This is a genomic window from Methylomonas sp. 2BW1-5-20 (assembly GCF_052474515.1).
The window spans coordinates 508,278-529,625 of record NZ_CP184127.1 but is presented as its reverse complement, the minus strand read 5'-3'; the positions used below and the strand labels follow the sequence as shown (position 1 = coordinate 529,625).

At 54.8% G+C, this 21,348-nt stretch carries 15 protein-coding genes; 7 read left to right on the top strand and 8 right to left on the bottom strand.

Annotation, left to right across the window (positions count from 1 at the left end; genetic code table 11):
- Nucleotides 1-36: 36 nt before the first annotated feature.
- The 3 genes from ACH50O_RS02315 to ACH50O_RS02305 are packed head-to-tail and all read right to left on the bottom strand — an operon-like array spanning nt 37 to nt 4,658.
- Nucleotides 37-1,527, bottom strand: coding sequence for a phytoene desaturase family protein (locus ACH50O_RS02315; RefSeq protein ID WP_446810445.1), 1,491 nt, complete (start codon nt 1,525-1,527; stop codon nt 37-39).
- Nucleotides 1,527-3,119, bottom strand: a complete 1,593-nt coding sequence (locus ACH50O_RS02310; RefSeq protein ID WP_446810444.1) for an aldehyde dehydrogenase family protein — start codon at nt 3,117-3,119, stop codon at nt 1,527-1,529. Before ACH50O_RS02310 ends, ACH50O_RS02315 begins: the two co-directional genes overlap by 1 nt.
- Before the next feature lie 3 nt (nt 3,120-3,122).
- Nucleotides 3,123-4,658 (bottom strand): phytoene desaturase family protein, encoded by a 1,536-nt coding sequence (locus ACH50O_RS02305; RefSeq protein ID WP_446810443.1) that lies wholly within the window; start codon nt 4,656-4,658, stop codon nt 3,123-3,125.
- A gap of 313 nt (nt 4,659-4,971) precedes the next feature.
- Between ACH50O_RS02305 and ACH50O_RS02300 the strand changes: the two genes are divergently transcribed.
- The 5 genes from ACH50O_RS02300 to ACH50O_RS02280 all read left to right on the top strand — a co-directional run bounded on the left by ACH50O_RS02300 (nt 4,972) and on the right by ACH50O_RS02280 (nt 12,679).
- Nucleotides 4,972-5,835 (top strand): PA4780 family RIO1-like protein kinase, encoded by an 864-nt coding sequence (locus ACH50O_RS02300; protein WP_446810442.1) that lies wholly within the window; start codon nt 4,972-4,974, stop codon nt 5,833-5,835.
- 404 nt (nt 5,836-6,239) lie between these two features.
- A complete protein-coding gene (locus tag ACH50O_RS02295; protein WP_446810441.1) occupies nt 6,240-6,908 on the top strand; it encodes a CerR family C-terminal domain-containing protein in 669 nt (222 codons plus the stop codon).
- A complete protein-coding gene (locus ACH50O_RS02290) occupies nt 6,898-8,460 on the top strand; it encodes an efflux transporter outer membrane subunit (protein WP_446810440.1) in 1,563 nt (520 codons plus the stop codon). The genes ACH50O_RS02295 and ACH50O_RS02290 overlap by 11 nt, the downstream gene beginning before the upstream one ends.
- Nucleotides 8,457-9,569 (top strand): efflux RND transporter periplasmic adaptor subunit, encoded by a 1,113-nt coding sequence (locus ACH50O_RS02285; RefSeq protein ID WP_446810439.1) that lies wholly within the window; start codon nt 8,457-8,459, stop codon nt 9,567-9,569. Before ACH50O_RS02290 ends, ACH50O_RS02285 begins: the two co-directional genes overlap by 4 nt.
- On the top strand, nt 9,566-12,679 hold the full coding sequence (locus ACH50O_RS02280) for an efflux RND transporter permease subunit (protein ID WP_446810438.1): 3,114 nt from the start codon (nt 9,566-9,568) through the stop codon (nt 12,677-12,679). The genes ACH50O_RS02285 and ACH50O_RS02280 overlap by 4 nt, the downstream gene beginning before the upstream one ends.
- An 87-nt stretch (nt 12,680-12,766) precedes the next feature.
- On the opposite strand, the gene ACH50O_RS02275 is transcribed toward ACH50O_RS02280, so the two are convergent.
- From ACH50O_RS02275 to ppgK, 4 genes are all read right to left on the bottom strand, one after another.
- Complete coding sequence (locus ACH50O_RS02275; protein ID WP_446810437.1) at nt 12,767-12,943, bottom strand: hypothetical protein; 177 nt, start codon at nt 12,941-12,943, stop codon at nt 12,767-12,769.
- Between the two features lie 165 nt (nt 12,944-13,108).
- The gene (locus ACH50O_RS02270; protein ID WP_446810436.1) at nt 13,109-15,466 is read right to left on the bottom strand and encodes a molybdopterin cofactor-binding domain-containing protein; all 2,358 of its coding nucleotides are present in this window, start codon (nt 15,464-15,466) and stop codon (nt 13,109-13,111) included.
- Nucleotides 15,463-15,930 (bottom strand): (2Fe-2S)-binding protein, encoded by a 468-nt coding sequence (locus ACH50O_RS02265; RefSeq protein ID WP_446810435.1) that lies wholly within the window; start codon nt 15,928-15,930, stop codon nt 15,463-15,465. The genes ACH50O_RS02270 and ACH50O_RS02265 overlap by 4 nt, the downstream gene beginning before the upstream one ends.
- Nucleotides 15,931-16,571: 641 nt before the next feature.
- Nucleotides 16,572-17,315, bottom strand: a complete 744-nt coding sequence (gene ppgK / locus ACH50O_RS02260) for a polyphosphate--glucose phosphotransferase (RefSeq protein WP_446810434.1) — start codon at nt 17,313-17,315, stop codon at nt 16,572-16,574.
- A gap of 933 nt (nt 17,316-18,248) precedes the next feature.
- Between ppgK and hemG the strand changes: the two genes are divergently transcribed.
- A complete protein-coding gene (hemG, locus tag ACH50O_RS02255; RefSeq protein WP_446810433.1) occupies nt 18,249-18,776 on the top strand; it encodes a menaquinone-dependent protoporphyrinogen IX dehydrogenase in 528 nt (175 codons plus the stop codon).
- 262 nt (nt 18,777-19,038) lie between these two features.
- Entirely contained in the window at nt 19,039-19,548 is a 510-nt protein-coding gene (locus ACH50O_RS02250) for a DUF1993 domain-containing protein (RefSeq protein WP_446810432.1), read from the top strand.
- Nucleotides 19,549-19,660: 112 nt separating this feature from the next.
- Here the strand turns inward: ACH50O_RS02250 and ACH50O_RS02245 are convergent, their stop codons facing one another.
- Nucleotides 19,661-21,307: a PepSY domain-containing protein gene (locus ACH50O_RS02245; RefSeq protein ID WP_446810431.1), complete on the bottom strand. Its 1,647-nt coding sequence runs from the start codon at nt 21,305-21,307 to the stop codon at nt 19,661-19,663.
- Nucleotides 21,308-21,348: the final 41 nt, after the last annotated feature.

Here is a 21,348-nt window from a genome sequence, read left to right as displayed (position 1 = left end):
CAAAAACGCGTTTCCTGACCAAACACTCGCTTGCGCCTACCGCAAATCCGCCAAAATTTTATCCCGCACCAATTGCCCGGACAAAGTCACCATCGGCATGCCGCCGCCGGGATTGACGCTCCCGCCAACAAAATACAAATTCGACAACTGATGACTGCGTTGCGGCGCCTTAAAGCCCAGGTTTTTCCAACGATCCGCGACCACGCCGTAAATCGAACCCAGGTTAGAATAATATTTGGTCTGTATATCCAACGGCGTCCAATATTCCTCGGTGACGATGTGCTTGCGCAGATCAGTCAAGCCCATCCGTTCCAGCTTAGCCAACACCCGCTCGCGGAGCGCCCAATAATCTTCCGCCGTCAGCGGTTTGTCCGGGTTGATATGCGGGATATGCGGCAGGATTTTGATGATCTCGCAACCGGCCGGCGCCTGGCTGGGGTCGGTTTTACAGGGCGCCACCAGATAAATCGTCGGATCGTCGGACAGTTTGCCGCTATGAAACACCGCATCGAAATGCTCGCGCGGATGATCGGAATAAAAGAAATTATGATGCGCCAATTGCGGATACAGCCGATTCACCCCCAAATGCAAAACCAGACCCGAACAAGTCGGCTCGAAGCGCTGCATTTTTTTGAGTTCCGCCGGCGAACTGTGCAGCAGTTTGTCCATGGCCGGAATCACTTCCATATTCGACACCACGATGTCCGCCGCCAACACCTCGCCGCCTTGCAGCTTAATACCAGTGGCCTTACCGGTTTGATATTGGATTTCTTCGACTTCGCTGTTTAAACGTATCGTCACACCCAACTCGATCGCCAGCTTTTCCATGGCTTGTGCCAAGCCGTACATACCGCCCTTCACATACCAGAGGCCGTATTCGTATTGGATGTAGGGCATCAGATTCATCAACGCCGGCGAGTCGTAAGGCGAGGAGCCGACGTATTTGATGAAGTAATTGAGGATATCGACCAGTTTAGGATGAGAAATAAAGCGTTTGACGCCCTGATCCATCGAGCGAAATACGTCGAAATTCAAAGCCCGAATCGGGCCGTAAAACTTCAGCAAGTCCCAGAAGGTATCGAGGCCCTTGGCAAAATAGCCGGCTTCGGTTTCGGTACCCAGTTTTTTGGAATAGGCCATGAAGCGAGAGAACTCCTCAGCCGTGTTCGGGCCAAGTTTGTCCAGTTCACGGCGCTGATTTTGTTCGTCTTCACATAAATCAACGGTCGTGCCGTCTTCGAAGAAATTGCGCCAGTGCGGCTCGACTTTTTCGATACCGACATAATCGGCCATGTTTTTGCCGACTTTGCTGAACAGCGCTGCGAAGATATGCGGCATGGTCAGGATCGAGGGTCCCAAGTCAAAGGTAAAGCCGTCTTTGGTCATGATGTTCAGCTTGCCGCCGACCTTGTCGTTTTTCTCGACCAACTCCACCGCGAAGCCTTCGCTAGCTAGCGAAATCGCTGCGGACAAACCGCCCAGACCGGCGCCGATGATGACGACGCGTTTAGTATTGTTTTGCTTCATCAGTAGTCCCGTTTCCATGACAACAGTAATTTAAGATTTTGCCAGCGTTGCGTTAAATCGAAGGCAGAATATTCCCGAAACGCTTGCAGCGCCGGCCAATTGCGTTTGATGCGTTGTATCAGCGAACCTTCGCCATAGACAAAGTCCATATAGCCTTTGAAGTGTTGATAGCGTTGTTCGGAATACGGAAACCAGTTCGGTTCCTTAAGCAAATGGCTGCGGCTGGTCATGCCTGACACCGGATAGGTAAAACTGCGTAAACCTTCTGCACCGTGATAACGACCAAAGCCGCTTTTTTTCACGCCGCCGAACGGCAAGCCCGGATGCCCAATGTTTTTGATGACATCGTTGATCGCCCAGTTGCCGACTTGCAGTTGGCCGGCAACTCGCTCGGCTTTAGGAATATCCTGGCTCCAGACGCTGGCATTTAAGCCAAATTCGCTGTCGTTGGCCAAACGGATTGCTTCGGCTTCATCGCGAAAGGCCATCACCGGCAATAGCGGCCCAAAGCTTTCCTCTTTCATTACCCGCATACCGTGATGCACATTCCACAGCACGACAGGCTTAACGTAATTGCCCTGCTTTTCCAGCGGACCCGAGGCTTGCGCGCCTTGAGCGATGGCGTCCTGATAGTGCGCTTCGACAGTCACAAACTGCCGCTCAGTGGTTATCGCACCCAAGTCGCCTTGTGGGTCGTGACCGACTCGCAGTTGCGATACACCTTGCTGCAACAAGCTTAAAAACTCGTCGTGACAGTCTTGCTGGACATACAAGCGCTCCACCGATACGCAGACTTGGCCACTATTGCAAAACGCGCCATACAAGGCTGCGTCAGCGGCGCGCTGCATTTGCGCATCGTTGAACACCAGCATCGGGTCCTTGCCGCCCAACTCCAGCAATACGGGAATCGGATGCTGGGCGGCCCGCTGCATCACAGCTTTGCCGCTATTCAGGCCGCCGGTAAAAAATACCAAATCCGGGCCGGCGTCGATTAACTGGGCGCCAATTTCAACGTCGCCGACCAGCCATTGCACCAGTCCCTCAGCTAAATCCAATTGTTTAAATAAGTCGCCTATCAGTTGCCCGACCGGCAGACTCAATTCGGAGGGTTTCAGAATTACCGCATTGCCGGCAAACAAGGCTGTCAGCATCGGCCCCAGCGAGAGTTGGAACGGATAATTCCATGGCGAAATCACCGCAACCACCCCATACGGCCGACGTTCGATTCCCGCAGTAGCGCCAGGAAACGCAAACGGCGAGGTGGGAATACCTCGATAGGATAAGATGTTGGCGGCATGCTTTTGGTAATAGCGCAGCAAATCCAAAACAGGATAAATCTCGCCCAGCAAGGCCTCGGTGCGGACTTTACCGGTGGTCAGGCTGATTAATTCGCAAATCGAATCCAGCTCCGCCATTAACAAGGGCACCAGCTTGGCCAAGATTTTGGCCCGCTCGGCTACAGGACTCTTAGCCCAAACTTGCGCCGCTGAGCGAGCAGCAAGCATTTGCTGCTGAATTGCCGCCGCCTCGCTAACCGGAAAGTCACCCAGCACTCTGCCATCGACCGGTGAAACGGCCTGCATCATCGCCATAGCTTAGGCCTTGGCTTTCTTCAACCAGGCGCTTTGCTGAATTTCATGGAAATTCACCCGGTGTTTGCGTGAAATTAGGTTTGAGGAAATCCGCGCGGACTCATAGATGGTGGGTAAGCCGCTCCCAGGATGGGTACCGCCGCCTACCAAATAGCAGTTATCCAACTCTTCGAAACGATTGTGCGGCCGCCAATACAGCATCTGGCTAAACTTGTGCGACAGACTAAAGGTAGCGCCTTTGTAGACGTGCTCGTCGCTTTCCCAGGTGCCGGGGGTGATGATTTTTTCGCATTCGATGTGTTCACGAATGTCGGTTAAACCCAGACGTGCCCCCAGGGTATCCAGCACTTGCTCGCGCACATCGGCGCAATGGGCTTGCCAATCGACGCCGCTGTCGTTATTGGGCATCGGCACCAACACATACAAAGCCGATTTGCCTGTTGGAGCCAAGCTGGCATCGGTAACAGAAGCATTTTGCACGTAAAATGAAAAATCCTCGGTCAAGGTTTTATTACTGAAAATATTGTTAATGTTGGTCCGATAGTCCTTAGCAAACACAATAGTGTGGTGCGGCAGGTCATATAGCTTGTCCAAACCCAAATACAGCATAAAGGTCGAGCACGAGTACTCTCGCTTCTCCAACTCTTGATGATCGTATTTCCGCAAGGTGCCCGGCTCCAGCAAATGGGTCATGGCATGCGCAAAATCGGCGTTAACAATAACCTCATCGCCGCGCACTTCCTCGCCATTCTGCAATTTCACGCCCTTCGCTACCCCATCCTCAACAATCAAAGACGCAATCTCGGCGTTTAAATGAATCTCGCCGCCGGACTCGGTCACCACCTGCGCCATCGCCGAAGCGATGCGATTCAAGCCGCCCGCGACATGGTAAATGCCGTATTCGTGCTCCAAATAAGGCAACATGGTAAACAAAGCCGGACAGTCCCAGGGCGACATACCCAAGTACTTGGATTGGAAGCAAAAGGCCAAGCGCATTTTTTCCTTATCAAAGTACTGGCCCAAGTTTTTGAAGACACTTTTCGGAAACGCCAACCAAGGCAAAGCCTTGATCAAATCCAACGAGAAAAACGAGGCTAGGGTTGAATAATCCCGGGTGATACAAGGGTACAAGCGGTTGAAACGGCTGCGCTCGTTATCCATGAAACGCTCATAGCCGGCACTGCCTTCGTCGAATACCCGCTCCAATTCGGCGCGCATGTTTTCCCGATCCGAGTAGACGTTGATCTCGCGATCGTCGTACAGCAATCGATACATCGGACTAAGCGGCATGAACTGCATATAGTCCTCAGTGCGCCGACCGCACAGTTCAAACATTTCGTCCAGTACGCCTTTCATCAGCAAAAAGGTCGGGCCGGTATCAAACGTAAAGCCATCCATGGTGATGGCCCGATTGCGGCCGCCAACATTGGGATGTTTATCGAAAATGGATACTTTAAAGCCGCGATGGCTCAATAACATACCGGCGCATAAGCCGCCCGGACCGGCGCCGACGATGATGATGTGTTTGGAATTGGGCATGTCGATTATGAACCGGTTATTGCCGAAGCATTTTATTTAAAACCGGCTAATGTACCAGCAAAATACCAAATGTGAGCTAATCGGCTGTTTCCGACCGAACGCCAAGCCTGACAATGCAAATTGAATTTGCGCAATTTAGCTTGTCATTCCTGCCTGAAAGGCTAAATTTTTCAGTATCAGGCCGAGCCGAATCGTCGACGCCGAAACCTCAGGAAATCTTAATTTTTAGACCGGGAATTTTTTCTGCGAGCAAAACACATCAATTTGTCGAAGTATTAAACGAAATGCGAGCCGGCGCGGCATAATAGGAACCATGAAAACACCGAAAAGATTAGAACCTTTAATAGACAGCGGGCTGGTTGACGAAGTTGTCGGTTCGCTGAAAAGCGGCAAGGAAGCAGCGGTATACGTTGTGCGTTGCGGCGCGGAAATCTGTTGCGCCAAAGTGTACAAGGAGGCCGAGCAGCGCAGCTTCAAACAGAGCGTCCTGTATCAGGAAGGCCGCAAAGTCCGCAATAGCCGGCGCGCAAGAGCAATGGAAAAAGGCAGTAGCTATGGCCGTAAGGAACAGGAATCCGCTTGGCAAAATGCCGAGGTCACGGCTTTATATCGCTTGGCGGACGCCGGCGTCAGAGTTCCGAAACCCTACAATTTTATCGACGGCGTATTGCTGATGGAACTGGTCGCCGACGCCGACGGTAACCCCGCCCCCCGGCTTAACGACCTGGAAATGCCGGCGGAATTGGCGCGGGAATACCACGCCTTTCTGATCGGCCAAATCGTGCGCATGCTCTGCGACGGCCTGGTGCATGGCGATTTATCCGAATACAACGTACTGGTCGGCCGCGACGGGCCGGTAATCATCGATTTACCGCAAGCGGTGGATGCGGCCGGTAATAATAACGCCCGAGCAATGCTCGAGCGCGATGTGGCGAATATGGCTGCTTATTTCGGCCGCTTTGCACCAGAGTTGTTGACAAGCCACTACGGTAAGGAGATGTGGAAGCTGTATCAGAGCGGCGAGTTGCATCCAGAGAGCAATTTAACCGGCTATTTCGAGGACAGCGCCAAACCAGCCGATCTACGTAGCGTGATTCGCGAGATTGATGCCGCGCGCGAAGAAAACGAGGCGAAACAACGTTTCTTACAAAATCAGAGTACGGGTTTGACGCGCTAATCGTTGGAAATCGTTAATTTGCGACGCAAGCCGTCCGACAGTCGCAACCGTCAAACGCTCTCGTTACGTTGCGCGAGGGCTTGCGCCATGCCTAACTTTAACTCGTGTCCGCCCAGCCGGTGAAATTTAATACCGGCTCGAGATAGACCGGAATTTTTCCATTCCACCCCAACCTTCCCGCACAAATATTCCTGATCCTGCTAGACCTCGTGCATTCTTGCGGTCCCGCTGCTGAAGCATGCACGGACCTCAGCGCTGCTTTTGCATAAACACTGCTTGCACACGCACAAAATCAATCCGGCCTTCCCGCTGCCACAACCAAAATTGACAATCAATCGATTGATTGATATTGTTTAAATCAATCGATTGATTTATTTTATAGCAAACACTTTCGCCGAGGCAGCATGGTCACAACCGAAAACCCCGAAACAGAAACCCACGACGCTCGCAGCCGGCTGGTAATGGCGGCATTGCGGCTGTTCGCCGAAAAAGGCTACAAAGCCGCCTCCACTAGGGAAATTTGCGAACTGGCGGGCGCCAATATTTCAGCCATTCGCTATTACTTCGGCGATAAAGCCGGTCTATATCGCGCCGCGTTCTTCGAACCGATGGGCGACACGCCTTGCGGTTCCGATGTCGCGGCCTATGCCAGCTTACCGTTGCCCGAAGTGTTGACCCGGTTTTTCGGCGAATTCCTCGAACCGCTGAAAAAAGGCGAGGAGCTGGGACTCGTGATGAAACTGCACTTCCGGGAAATGATCGAGCCGACCGGCGCCTGGCAGCAGGAAATCGATGCGGAGATCAAACCGCAACATGAAGCCTTGGTTTCGCTACTCAAGGAACATTTGGGATTGGACCGCTTCGACGATGACTTACATCGGCTGGCTTTAGCGATGATAGGCATGGCGGTGTATTTTTATGTGGGGCAAGACGTCATCTCGCTGATCTCTCCGCAAATTTTAAATTCCCCACAAAACATCGATGTGCTGGCCGAACGTCTGGCCGGCTACGCTCTGGCCATGATCGAAGGTGAAGCCGCGAGGCGTGCTCGGGATGGCAAGCATGAGCAATAATATTTCACGTCCGCTTGGCTTTAGTCTTATCCCCTTGCTACTGTCGGCTTGCGGGTCCGGCGGTTTATTGACTACCGTCGGCCCGGACTATCAAGCCGAACCGTTGCCGGCGCCGGCCAGCTGGCAAGCACCGCAAGCCGATGCGGCCAGGCGGCAACAGGCACATCAAGGCGACCCCGCCGAGCTGATGCGCTGGTGGGACCGTTTTCAGGATCCAGCCCTGACTCGCCTGTTGAGCGCCGCCGAGCAAGTTAGCGCGTCGGTCGCCGATGCCAGAGCGCTTATTGAAGAAGCTAGGGCAAATCTCGTGGGCGCCGATGCCGCCTTGCTGCCTAAATTGGACTCCGATCTCGCCTCCAAACGCTCCTCGTCTTCGTTTGGCGGCACACCCTTCATCTGGAACCAATTCTCGGCCGGACTGCAATCCAGCTGGGAAATAGATTTATTCGGGGGCTTGGCCCGGCAACAAGAAGCCGCCCAAAGTCAGCTGGCATCACGCAACGCCTCCTGGCACGATGCTCGGGTCGCGGTAGCGGCGGAAGTTGCCGATGCCTATCTGGCTTATCGCTATTGCGAAGCGCAAGTGGATTTATTGCGTACCGACAGCGATTCACGCCTCGAATCGGCGCGAATGACAGTGGCCGCCGGGCAAAGCGGCTTCCGCTCGCCGGGCGATGTCGCCTTGGCCACTGCCAGCGCCGCCGAAGGCAACAGAACCTTGCTGCAACAACAAGCCCAATGCGAGCGTTCGATCAAAAGCCTGGTGGCGATGACCGGCCTCGAAGAAGCCGACATGCGGTCATTACTGAACGGCTCGGCGGATCAGGCCGCGAAACTGCCCACCCCACCGGCATTCGAAATCGCCTCGCTGCCCGCTAAGGTGTTATTGCAACGGCCCGACGTGGCCGCCGCCGAACGCGACCTCGCCGAGGCCAGCGCTAATATCGGCGTGCAACGAGCCAAGCAATTTCCGAAATTGAGCCTGTCTGGCAACATCACCCCGACGCTGCAAAATATCAACGGCGCGGCGCTGATGCTGGCGCAGACCTGGGCGATAGGGCCGACGCTGAGCTTGCCGTTGTTCGACGCCGGCAAGCGCGCGGCCGATGTGGAAGTTGCCAAAGTGCAATACCAAGCGGCGGAAAGCCGTTTCCGCGGCAAGGTGCGTACGGCGGTCAAGGAAGTCGAAGACGCCCTGGTCCGTTTGGACAGCACCCGCCAACGCTTGCCGCAAGGCCGCGACGCGGTCAGCGGCTACCGGGCAAACTTTCAGGCGCTGCAAACCCTTTACCAAAGCGGTCTGGGTAATTTACTCGACGTGGAAACGGCCCGCCGCAACGTGCTTGCCGCCGAACTGGCACTGAAGGAACTGGAGCAGGAGCAGGTCGACGCATGGATCGCGCTTTATCGCGCGGCCGGCGGCGGCTGGGCGGACGGCGGCGATTCGCAGAGCCGGGACGCGGCAACCGCGGACCAATCGAAACCTAAAGACCTCGGCAACACTCAATTATTTCCGAATCAATACGACACGCTCACCGGAGGAAAATCATGACCAAGGGAAAAATAGGCGCGCTATTCATCGCCTTACTGCTATTAATCGGCATCGGGGTGGCTATCGGCCGCGTCAACGAGCCAGCTCCATCGACCGAAATGCCAGCCGCTAATCCGGCGCTCAGCGTTTCCGCGATCCGCCCGCAAACGCACGATATACCGCTCAGTCTGAGCGCCAACGGCTCGATCGCCGCCTGGCAGGAAGCCGTGATCGGTGCGGAAGTCGGCGATCTGCGTCTCAGCGCGATCAATGTCCAAGTCGGCGAAGTGGTTAAAAAAGGCCAGGTGTTGGCGACTTTTTCAGACGAAAGCGTACTGGCCGACGTCGCGCAAAGCCGAGGCGTAGTAGCCGAAGCCGAAGCCAATTTAGCCGAAGCACGGCTCAACGCCGAGCGGGCGCGCAAGGTATCGGTGTCCGGCGCTTTGAGCGCGCAGCAAGTGGATCAGTACCTGACCGGCGCCAAAACCGGGGAGGCCAAGCTGCAATCCGCCAAGGCGCAATTGGATGCGCAATTATTGCGGCTGAAATACACCAAGGTGTTGGCCAGCGACGACGGCGTAATTTCCTCGCGTAGCGCTACCTTGGGCGCGGTCGCAGCCAAAGGCCAGGAATTGTTTCGTTTGATCCGGCAAAACCGGCTGGAATGGCGCGGTGAAGTCACGGCCGCCGAAATGACGCAATTAAAGCCGGGTACTAAGGTGACGGTCGAAGTACCCAATGTCGGCCGCATAGACGGCAGCGTACGCTTCCTGGCTCCGACCTTGGACGTGCAAAACCGCAACGGTCTGGTTTACGTCGATCTACCGGAGGCAGTATCGAGCGGATTGCGCGCCGGCATGTTTGCCCGCGGCGAATTTCATTTGGGCAGCTCTACCGGCCTGACCGCGCCGCAAGAGGCCTTGTCGCTAAGGGACGGCTTTAGCTATGCATTTCTCCTCACCGAACAAACCGAAGACCGGGCGCGCGTCAAACAGGTAAAAGTGCAGTTAGGCCGCAGGTACGGCAACACGCTGGAAATTTTATCGGGAATTGCCGCCGAAGATCGGCTGGTTGCCAGCGGTGCATCCTTTCTGGCCGACGGCGACAGCGTCAGAGTGGTGTCGCAATGAACATTTCAGCCTGGTGTATCCGCAACCCGATTCCGGCCTTGATGCTGTTCGTGATGCTCAGTTTCGGCGGTTTGATCAGCTTCAGGGCTATGAAGATTCAAAACTTTCCGGATCTCGACCTGCCCACCATCACCGTTTCGGCGTCCTTGCCCGGCGCCTCGCCGTCGCAGCTGGAAACGGAAGTATCCCGAAAAATCGAAAACGCCATCGCCACCCTGCAAGGCCTGAAGCACATTACCTCCAAGGTGCAGGACGGCAATGTCACCATTACCAGCGAATTTCGCCTGGAAAAACCGGTACAGGAAGCCTTGGACGATGTGCGTTCCGCCGTGTCCAAAGTCCGTGCCGATTTGCCTGGCGACTTACGCGATCCTATCGTCACCAAGCTGGATTTGGCCGGCTCACCGATCTTGGCCTTAACCGTCAGCTCAGCGCAACGCGATGACGAAGCGCTGTCCTGGTTCGTTGAAGACACCGTAGCCAAAAAACTGCTGACGGTGCGCGGCGTGGGCGCGGTCAATCGAGTGGGCGGGGTTAGCCGCGAAATAAGTATCGCGCTGGACCCGGTCAAACTCCAAGCCCTGGGAGCAACGGCCGCCGACATTTCCCGCCAACTGCGCGAAATGCAACGCGAGAGCGCCGGCGGCCGGATCGACTTGGGCAGTGGTGAACAACCGCTACGCACCCTGGCGAACGTGGCCTCGGTGGATGAAATCCGTCCCTTGCAATTATCCTTGAGCGACGGCCGCCGGATTCGGCTCGATCAAGTGGCCAAAGTCGAAGACAGTGTCGCCGAACCGCGCTCTCTCGCCTTGTTGAACGGTAAACCGGTAGTCGGCTTCGAAGTAACGCGCAGTCGGGGTGCCGGCGAAGTGGAAGTCGGCGCCGGCGTGCAAAAAGCCCTGGCCGAACTGCGCGCCGCCAACCCGGATATCGAGTTCAACGAAGCGTTCAACTTCGTCACCCCGGTCGCAGAGGAATTTCAGGGCTCCATGACCATGCTTTACGAAGGGGCCTTGCTGGCGGTGTTGGTGGTTTGGCTATTCTTACGCGACTGGCGGGCTACCTTTATTTCCGCCGTGGCGCTGCCGCTGTCGGTAGTGCCGGCTTTTCTGGGCATGGACTACCTGGGTTTTTCGCTCAATGTCATCACGCTGCTGGCGCTATCGTTGGTAATCGGCATCCTGGTGGACGACGCCATTGTTGAAGTGGAGAACATTGTCCGCCATCTGCGGATGGGGAAAACGCCTTTCCAAGCCGCGATGCAGGCCGCCGACGAAATCGGTCTGGCAGTGGTCGCCACCACGTTCGCGCTGGTCGCGGTATTTCTGCCGACCGCGTTCATGAGCGGCATTGCCGGCCGGTTTTTCAAGCAATTCGGCTGGACCGCGGCGCTGGCAGTATTGGCCTCCTTGGTAGTAGCCAGGATGCTGACACCGATGATGGCGGCTTATATGTTGAAAGACAGCGGCCACTCGGAAGCCAAAGAAGGTTTCGTCATGCGCACCTATATGCAGTTGGCGGGCTGGTGTTTGCAGCACAGATTTACCACGGTCTGCGGCGCGGCGGCGTTTTTTATCAGTTCGTTGTTTTTAATTCCGTTGTTGCCCACCGGCTTCATTCCAGCCGACGACAACCCGCAAACCCAGGTATTCGTGGAGTTGCCGCCGGGTTCAAGCTTGGCGCAGACCAAGGCTACCGCCGAAACCGCTAGACAATTGGTCGCCGGTATCGATTACGTGAATACGGTTTACACCACCATCGGCAGCGGCTCCGCCGGTACCGATCCTATGGCCGGCGCTCAAGGCAGCGGCGAGGTTCGTAAAGCCACCTTGACGATAACCTTGGCCAACCGCCAGGACAGAACGGTGCGCAAGCAGTTTATCGAGCAAGAGATCCGCCAGGCTCTGCAAAAGCTGCCAGGTGTCCGTACCAAAGTGGGTTTGGGCGCCTCCGGCGAGAAATACGTATTGGTGTTGAGCGGCGACGATCCACTGACGCTAGGCACCGCCGCCCGGAATCTGGAACGCGATCTGAGAACCATTCCCGGTCTCGGCAGCATTGCCTCCAGCGCCGCGTTGGTTCGGCCGGAAATCGCGGTACGGCCGGACTTCGCCCGCGCCGCCGATCTGGGCGTGACCACCGCCGCACTCGCGGAAACCCTGCGCATTGCCACATTGGGCGATTACGACTGGTCTTTGTCCAAGTTAAATTTGGCGCAACGCCAAGTGCCCATGGTCGTTAAATTGGCCGAGGAAGGCCGGCACGATCTTGCCGTATTGGAACGGCTGGCCGTGCCGTCCGCGAAAGCGGGCATCGGTGCGGTGATGGTTGGTCAGGTAGCCAAACTGGAGCTATCCAGCGGACCGGCGGTGATTGATCGCTATGACCGCTCGCGCAATATCAATTTTGAAATCGAACTGTCGGGCACGCCACTCGGTGAAGTCACTACCGCAGTGCAGAATCTGCCGAGCATCAAAAACCTGCCCGCAGGTGTCAAACGCATCAACATCGGCGACGCGGAAATGATGGAAGAGCTGTTCGCCAGTTTTGGCTTGGCCATGCTGACCGGCGTGTTATGCATCTTTATCGTATTGGTGTTGCTGTTTAAAGACTTCTTGCAGCCGATTACTATTTTGGCGGCCTTGCCGCTGTCGTTTGGCGGCGGCTTCGTAGCGCTGTTGTTGACCGGCAAAGCCTTTTCGATGCCATCCCTAATCGGCTTGGTGATGCTGATGGGGATAGCCACCAAAAACTCCATCCTCCTGGTGGAGTATGCCATCGTCGCCCGGCGTGAACACGGCATGAGCCGCACGGAAGCGCTATTGGATGCTTGCCACAAGCGCGCCAGACCGATTGTGATGACTACCATCGCGATGGGGGCCGGCATGCTGCCAATTGCGATTGAAATGGGTAACGCGGATTCGTCCTTCCGCAGCCCGATGGCGGTTGCCGTTATCGGCGGCTTGGTGACTTCAACCTTGCTGAGCCTACTGGTGATTCCGGTAGCCTATACCTATCTGGACGATTTCAAAAATTGGAGTACGGGCCTTTGGAAACGCTTTTCCATAGCCAAAGCAGGCATAGCCGAATCGCGATTTTCGAATTGATACCGGACAACTGAAAAAACAAAATAGCCATCAATAAAAAGCCGGTATTACCCGGCTTTTTACTACTAGCTGGAACCGCTAACGCTATCAGGCATAGGTGTCGATGTTACTGCCTTTTCTAACATCGTTATCACCATCTGCATCTGCGTCTTTTGCAACGGCTTGCACCGGTGCTGTTGCCGCTTGCTGATTCGCTACGGGTTGTTTCGTTTGGTTGGTGATGGGGAAATACGGCGTTGAACCTACTCCCGATACGGATGACATGGTTTATCTCCTCTGGATTGAAAAGTACCCGCCATGTTTCGGCTGGCAACCGGTTATCGGCCCGGGTTTAAAAAGCTTTAAGCAAATTTATAACCGGGGTGCGTTTTGCTTCCTACTCCAAAACCGGCGCGGCGGGCTCTGTTCGCCGGCCACTAATCAGGTTTATCAGTCTTTAAGCAGTTGGTCCCGTATCGGTAGTTGCCGTATGCGCTGACCGGTCGCGGCAAAAATGGCATTGCATAGCGCAGGCGCTATCGGCGGCACGCCCGGTTCGCCAACACCGCCCAAAGGAGTATCGAATTCGGCGGACGGCAGCAAATGCACTTTAATTTCGCGCGGCGCGTCGTCGATGCGCGTGAGCTGGTACGCGTGAAAATTGTCCTGCTCTACCGCGCCGTTTTTAAAGCTGATTTCGCCCAGCGTCGCCAAACTGACACCCATGATGCAAGCGCCTTCGATCTGCGAGCGAATCCGCTCGGGGTTGACTTGCGGACCGCAATCGACAGCCACATCGACTCTAGGGATGCTCAATTTACCCGCATCATCGACCGCGACCTCCACAACGATAGCCACATAAGTCACGAAGCTGTAATGCGCGGCCAGCCCCAAGCCTTGGCCCTTGGCCAGCTGACGGCCCCAGCCGGCTTCGCGAGTCACGGTTTCGATGGTTCGGCGCAGGCGGCCGGTATCGACCGGGTAAAGCGCCGGCGATTCGCCGTGATTCCAGACATCGCCCAAACTGGTTGGATCGATGCGCCGCGCCGGGCCGATTAAATCCAGCAGAAAATCCCGGTGATCGCGCCCCGCTGCTGCTGCCATCTCAGCCACAAAAGACTGCACGGCAAAGGCATGCGGAATATTGGACACCGAGCGAAACCAGCCGATACGGGTATGCGCCGCTGCCAGCGGGTTTTCGATGCGCAGATTGTCGATTGCGAACGGCACGTTGATCACCCCCATCCCCAATTCCACCGGCATTTGCTGCTTGCTGTCCGGTCCAAAGGTGGAGGAAATGCTGGGCGCCGCCGTTCTATGCAGCCAGGCTACCGGTCTGCCCTGCGCATCCAAGCCCGCCTCCAGCCGCTCCAGGGATACCGTGTGGAAATAGGAATGGTGTAAATCGTCCTCGCGGGTCCAGGTCAGTTTCACCGGTTTGCCTTGCATCGCCTGCGATAACAAAGCCGCTTCGATAACGTAATCGGGTTTGGATTTGCGCCCGAAACCGCCACCCAAGAGTGTGACATTGACAGTCACTTTGTCTTCCGGCAGTTTCAGCCATTTGGCGACTTTATCCCGCGTCAACTGCGGCGCCTGGGTGCAGGTCCAAATTTCGCAATGTCCCTTGACGATGCGGGCCGTCGCCGCCGGCGGTTCCATCGGCGCTTGGGCCAGATGCGGCAAATAATATTCCGCCTCCAGGCGTTTGGCCGCGCCTTGCAATGCGGCATCGACATCGCCTTGTTGGCGCACCACTTTACCCGGTTGGCGGACAGCGGCTTCCAGTTCGGCTTTGTAGGCTAGCGAATCGTAGCTGGCGTGAATGCCGTTGTCCCATTCGATTTTCAAGGCGTTGCGGCCCTGAATCGCCGCCCAGGTGTTGCTGGCAATCACTGCAACACCACCCAAGGGATTGAATTCCGCGGGAAGCGGACTGCTAGGCAGTTCCACGATCTTTACGACACCCGGCACTTTAAGGGCGGCGCTGGCATCAAATTTTAACAGCTTGCCGCCCAACACCGGAGGCCGCGCCACCACGGCATAAAGCAAGCCCTTCAGCTGCGTATCGATGCCATACATGGCGCGTCCGGTCACAATATCCCGGCCATCGTAAACGTCTTGCCGGCCTTTGCCGATGTAGCGAAATTCCGTCGAACTCTTCAAACGCAACGTATCTCGGTCTGGCACCGGCAGTTTTGCCGCCGCTTTGGCTAATTCGCCGTAGCCTAAGGTTTTGCCGCTGGGCATGTGCATTACTTGGTGTTGCTCGGCGCGCACTTCCGTTACCGGCACGCGCCAGCGCGCGGCGGCGGCAGCTTCCAGCATTTGTCTGGCAGCCGCGCCGGCCCGGCGCATCGGCATAAAAAAGTGGCGCATGCTGCGCGAGCCGTCGGTGTCTTGATTGCCGAAGCGTTTTTCGTCGCCGGGCGCTTGCACGACACGCACCCTGGACCAATCGGCTTCCAGTTCATCGGCTACCACCATCGGCAAGCTGGTACGCACGCCCTGCCCCATCTCGGAACGGTGACAGATGATGCTTACCGCGCCATCGGCGGCAATGGCCACAAAGACCAGGGGATTATCCACCCAGCCGTGCGGCATCGCATCGGCACCGAACTTGCCGGCCGCGGCCGGCTCGGCAGTTTCATCCGCTCTGAGCAGCGTAGGCAGGCCCACGGCCAACACAAAGCCGCTCAACGCGAACTGTTTGATAAAAATCCGGCGGCTGACATTGTCGATCACATAAGCGTCGTCGGCAGCGCTCTGATCGGTATTTGCTTGCAGAAATTCGGCTGAGTTTTTCATGATTGCCCCTCCGGCAAACCGGCGGCCTGCTTGATCGCGGCGCGAATCCGCGGATAAGTGCCGCAGCGGCACAGATTGCCGCTCATGGCTTTATCAATCTCCGCGTCGCTGGGTTGTGGATGCTGTTTCAGCAGTGCGGTAGCTGCCATGACTTGTCCGGCCTGACAGTAGCCGCATTGCGGTACTCCCAGATTCAGCCAGGCGTCCTGGACCTTTTTACCGGTTTGATCCTGTTCTATAGCTTCGATAGTGACAATTTTTTTGCCGACCACAGCCGCAATAGGCGTGACGCAGGCTCGGGTCGGCTCGCCGTCGATATGCACCGTGCAGGCACCGCATAGTGCCATGCCGCAACCGTACTTGGTACCGGTCAAACCCAGTTGGTCGCGCAGCGCCCAAAGCAGTGGCGTGTCAGCCGGCAGATTTATCTTGCGGCTTTTACCGTTAATATTCAGCGTGATCATGATGTTTCTCGCTTCGGTCAGCGGTTGATTACGGCACCGACACATCAAGCGACAACATCGGCGGGATAGTTTGCCGCATGGTACACGTGCTGTATTAGTCAGTAAAGCCGCCCAGTTTCCGGCGTTTTCGACTTACGCCAAGATCGTAATCTTTTGTATTCACGGTAACGGCCAAGTCGCTCGCATGGAGCTCTCGACCCTATCGCAAACGAACTTCCAACGAGACACCTGAGAAAATTTCGGTTCCCGGCAAAGCTGAAGCTGACGTGTCGTGGGGATGTCGCTTGATTGACAAGTCAGGAAAATGGTACTGATGACGCGCCTTTAGCTATCTCCCGACCTAAAGACTATCGTCACCAGCACCATGCGTGAGTTTCGCCAACAACCCGCTCGGCTCAATCACCGCCACGCAAGTCATTAACTGTTTTACAGCCTATCGAAGCATATGAGATTGCCGGTGATTTTGTCTGATTGCGCTCATGGAAAAATTAAATTTCTCACCACCGGCAACCTCATGCGTCAGAGGTTACCGTGCCTGACTTGATAGTCAAGTCAGGCACGGTAATAGAAATTTTCGGCGGGGAAAACCGGCGCGTTAGGCAACAATTGCAAACAGAGATCGCCCAAGGTTGGGCTAATCATCAGATTACTTTTGACTTTGCATAGAATGCGGCGCCGACGATACCGGCCTGATTTAAAAATGCCGCCGGCTTGACCGGAGTATTTACCGCGAGTTGCGTTTTAAACTTATCAAATTTTTTACTGGCGCCGCCGCCCAGAATAATCAGATCGGGCCAAAACAGTTTTTCCATCGTGCTTAGGTAAATATTGAAACGGTTACCCCAGGACTTCCAGCCCAAATCCTCAAGTTTTCTGGCTGCATCGGATGCATAACGTTCGGCTTCCAGGCCATTCTCAAGATATAAGTGGCCCAGCTCGGTATTGGGTAGTAGGTTACCATCGGTGAAAAGTGCGGTACCCAGGCCGGTGCCTATAGTCACTAACAACACTACTCCGGCCTGGCCGGCGCCTTCGCCGAAATGCATCTCCGCCATACCGGCCGCATCCGCGTCGTTAAGATTATGACAATCGCAGTTTGTGGCGTCTGAAAACAATTTATCGATATCGGCGCCAATAAACGACTTGGATATATTTGCCGCCGTGCGCACCACGCCTTGCTGAATAGCCGCCGGGAAACCGCAACCGACGGGTCCGTTCCAATTAAAATGCAACACCAATTGCGCCAGCACTGCAGCAATCGCTTCCGGCGTAGCCGGTTGCGGTGTCCCTATTCTGAGACGTTCCGTGACAAGCTCGCCGGTTAAGGTATCGACAATCGCGCCCTTGATACCGGAACCGCCGATATCCACACCGAGAATTTGCATAACATATCCTGAAAATTAACTATATAAGCCACGCATTCTAGGCGAATGCCAAGCAATCGGCTTAGAAAAATTCCGGTGATTCCCGAAGATAAACAGAAACCAGACAGAATGTATCGCGTTTGAAACCGGCTATAGGCTGGATAAAAAGCTACGCTTGACTAATTTTTAGTCAATTTAACGGCAACTCTCAAATTACAGCAACTTAGCTTGCCTTTTACCAACGAACCAACAACCTTATCCACAGCTTTTGTGGACAAACAGCACAATGACCAATAAGCTGTTGACAAATAAGCAATGATCAAACCGGCTTCCGAGTAGCTTGCTCTCGGCGCTAACGTGCAAAAAACGTCTGTCGACGCAAATCTGCGCGACTGTTGCCGTATTTCTGTTATAACTGGCGGACAACAATAACAATAGCTAGGAGTAAAAATGATTACAGCGACAATTTATGTATTAACCATGCTTTTTGCCGGTTACGTCATATACAGCGTGCGTAGTAAGTAATATCGGACACGCACAAAAAAAGCCTCTAACGTGAGAACGCTAGAGGCCATAGAGTGTGTAGAGCAGCGATCACTGCTCAACGAGGGAGGTCACACATAAAGCTAAGCACGAGCGGGTCTAGCAAAATCAAGGTTACTGGCTAAAGATGCAGTACCGAACAATATTGTCAAAATCAGGAATTGACCGGACAAAAACCTCAAAACGCCGGTAAGAAATAACAACCCGGCTTGATATCTTTGTAAAAATTGTTTGCGGCATTCTTCTTCCCGCCTTGACCGATTCAGGTCGATTTGAAGTACGTCTTCACTATAACCTTCTAAGGAAAATTTACAATTAGGCATTCCTGTTATGAATAATTTCCTTTTAACAAACAATAACAGGGGAACTTTTGCGACATGGCGAACGCACTTATCCCTTAGCAAATAGCTAATGTCCACCATCCTGATTATCTACTCTACGAAAGAAGGGCAAACCTTAAACATTTGCCATACGCTGCAAGCATTTTTGAGCCAACGGCAACATCGGGTCTCGGTTGTACCAATCGCCGACGCCTATGAAATCGACCTACTCGGCTTCGACAAGATCGTTATCGGTGCCAGCGTTCATTATGGGCATCACAGCCCGCTGATTTATAAGTTTATTCGGCACCGCCAAGCGCTATTGGACAGCAAGCCCAATGCTTTTTTCTCGGTCAATATGGTGGCGCGCAAGCCCGAAAAAAGCAGTGCCGCGACGAATCCGTATCTACAAAAATTTCTAAAACAAATAAGCTGGACTCCCAAGGTGATCGGCGTTTTCGCAGGCAAGATCGATTACCCGAGCTATACCGCTTTTGATAGGACCTTGATCCGCTTGATTATGTGGCTGAACAACGGTCCGACCGATCCCACCGCGGTGGTTGAATATACCGATTGGCGGCAAGTGGCGTTGTTTGCGGAACGCATTGACGATATGTGATGTCCAGCAAACCTTACTGGCAGTAAAGATGGCAAATCGAGCCGCAAAAAAAATCCGGCTTGTAGCCGGATTTGAGGGAGGAAGTTATTGCACTGAACATCTCTGCAATGTCGCGTATAATATCAGTTATTTCTTATATTCAGAATGCGACATATTGTCACGTACGACAACTTGCCCCGGAAAACGCCGCACGGCTATAAGCCGATTTCTAACCGATACATTCGGTTAAACTAGATCCCATTCACGATTCAGGAGTAAATTTATGTCTCATTCGATGTACGTTGCCACGGTGCCACCGATTACGCGTAGCCTGACAAATCTGCGGGCTATCCTTGAAAAAGCCGCTGCCTTTGCCGAAGCCCGGAAAATCGAACCCTCGGTCTTGATCAATGCCAGGCTTTATCCGGATATGTATCCGCTGGCGCGGCAAGTGCAAATCGCTACCGATGTCGCCAAGGGCGCCGTCTCACGGCTAGCCGGCCTGGAACCACCCAAATACGACGATAATGAAGTGACGTTCCCGGATCTGCTGGCCCGCATCGATAAGACCTTGGCATTGCTCGCATCCTTTGCGCCGGCGCAACTTGAGGGCACGGAAGATAAGACGGTACTTGTGCCTATGCGCGACAAAACCGCGACCTTCCAGGGTTTGTCCTATTTGTTGGATTTTGTGCTGCCCAACGTCTACTTCCATGTCGCCACGGCCTATGCCATTTTGCGGCATAACGGCGTCGAGATTGGGAAGCGGGATTTCTTGGGCGATATCTACTAAGAAAACCTGCCGGCAGCCGATTGGCTGCCGAGGCTCAAGCCGCCAACACTTGGGCGCACTATGTTTTGCATAAGCATCGCCCCGGCCGTGGCAATTGGACCGATTTACCCGCTTAGAGTGAGTTACGGGTTTCCGTTGCCAATCCCAATGCGGCCTGTCTTCCGGGTACTTTGCGTTTTTTAGGAGCGAAGGTCTTAACCAACCTCTTCCAGCCCACCACCAGCGAACTGGCGCCCAGCACCAAACCGAAACCCACCCAAGTCAACATCCAGACATCCCAAATAGGCCGTTGATACAGCCAACCAAAATCCCAATGATGCAGTCCGGAATACAACCAGCGATAAACTCTTCTGCTGCGATCCAGCCTGGCCAACAGCCGGCCGTCTTGCGGGTCCAGATAAAACCGCGTTCCCGCCTCGTCCGCAAGCTGCACCGCCACAACCGGCAAGGGTTTCTCCACCAAGCCTTGATGATGCCGCGGGTAGTAATAGCTGTCATATTCGTCCAGCAATTCCTGGCTGGCTATCGGCGTATCGGCCGCAATGCGGTTAACAGCCGCAGTCAAGGCCACTTTACTGAATTGCGGAGCAGCGCCGCCGGAAGTTTGCGGCAACCTCTGGCCATCGCGGCCATATGCCAACAATACGGCTTCGCCGCCTAAGTGACGCCAACCCAGCTCGACAATATCCGCGTTCTCCCCGGTACCGAACGGTGCAGGTTGCCAATTGCGCATCGCTTCAGGGATTTCCTTACCCAAATAGCGACTGAATTCTTCACGGCTAGGATTGGCTTCGGAAAATAACTTACCGGGATTGGTGTCGATAAATCCGCTAAGAGCCCAGGACAGTGCCACCGTACCGCCGATCAGGCCGCTCCAGAAATGCCACTTGAACCAAAACTCGCGATAGGGTTGCGTGCGCCCTTGCGAATAGGTTGGCTTGCCGTTAAAACCCGGCCGCCAACGCAACCAGCCGATAATCAAACCGGTGATACAGGCGATGGTCGCGCCCAAGCCTGACCACAATTGCACATCGTGACGATATTGCCCCAAGCCGATGGCTTCCAGGGGCTTGAATAAATGCAACCAGTTGCCGGCATAGTAAAACGCCCTATCGACGCGGGTCGAGGCATGCAGCACTTCGCCGGTACGCGCCGAAATCAGCAACTCGTCCCCATCGTCGCTAGCTACCCGATGAAACGGCCGCAAGGCATCCTGATTACGCAGAATAATAGGCGCTTCCACCGTTTCCACTACTTGCAAATTCTGGTTAATACCATCGCGTTTGAACCAGTCGTCGGCGATGCGTAGCGCCTGCTCTACCGAGGTTTCGCGTAAGCTGCCGTCCAGTGCCGATAACGCGAAGCGCGCACCTTTGGTATCTTCCACCAACCAGAACGGCTCGTCGTTACGTCTTACCAGACGGGCATCGGCTATACCGACAGCTTGTTCTTTACCATTGCCCGCCTCGGCTTTTGCCTGCGCGCCATGTTCACCCATGTTAGCCGGCTTGGATTTATGTTGCACGGCAAACAGCTTGCGCTGCTCGGCACTGCGATCCCAGGCTTCGCCCAGGCTCAACCAACCGGCCTCGGGAGCCAGGCTTTCCGCATGCGCCAGTTGCTGGCTGCGGTTTTGCGTGGTCGGTGTGGCATAAATGATCGCGATGCCGGTAAAAAACCAGAAAAACATAAACAAAGCCAACACCACGCCCAGCCAGCGGTGGGTTTCGTATAAAAACCAATTCAAAGACTTCTTCATTGCCGTCCTCTTAAACAGCCATTGTTGATGACACTATCCGT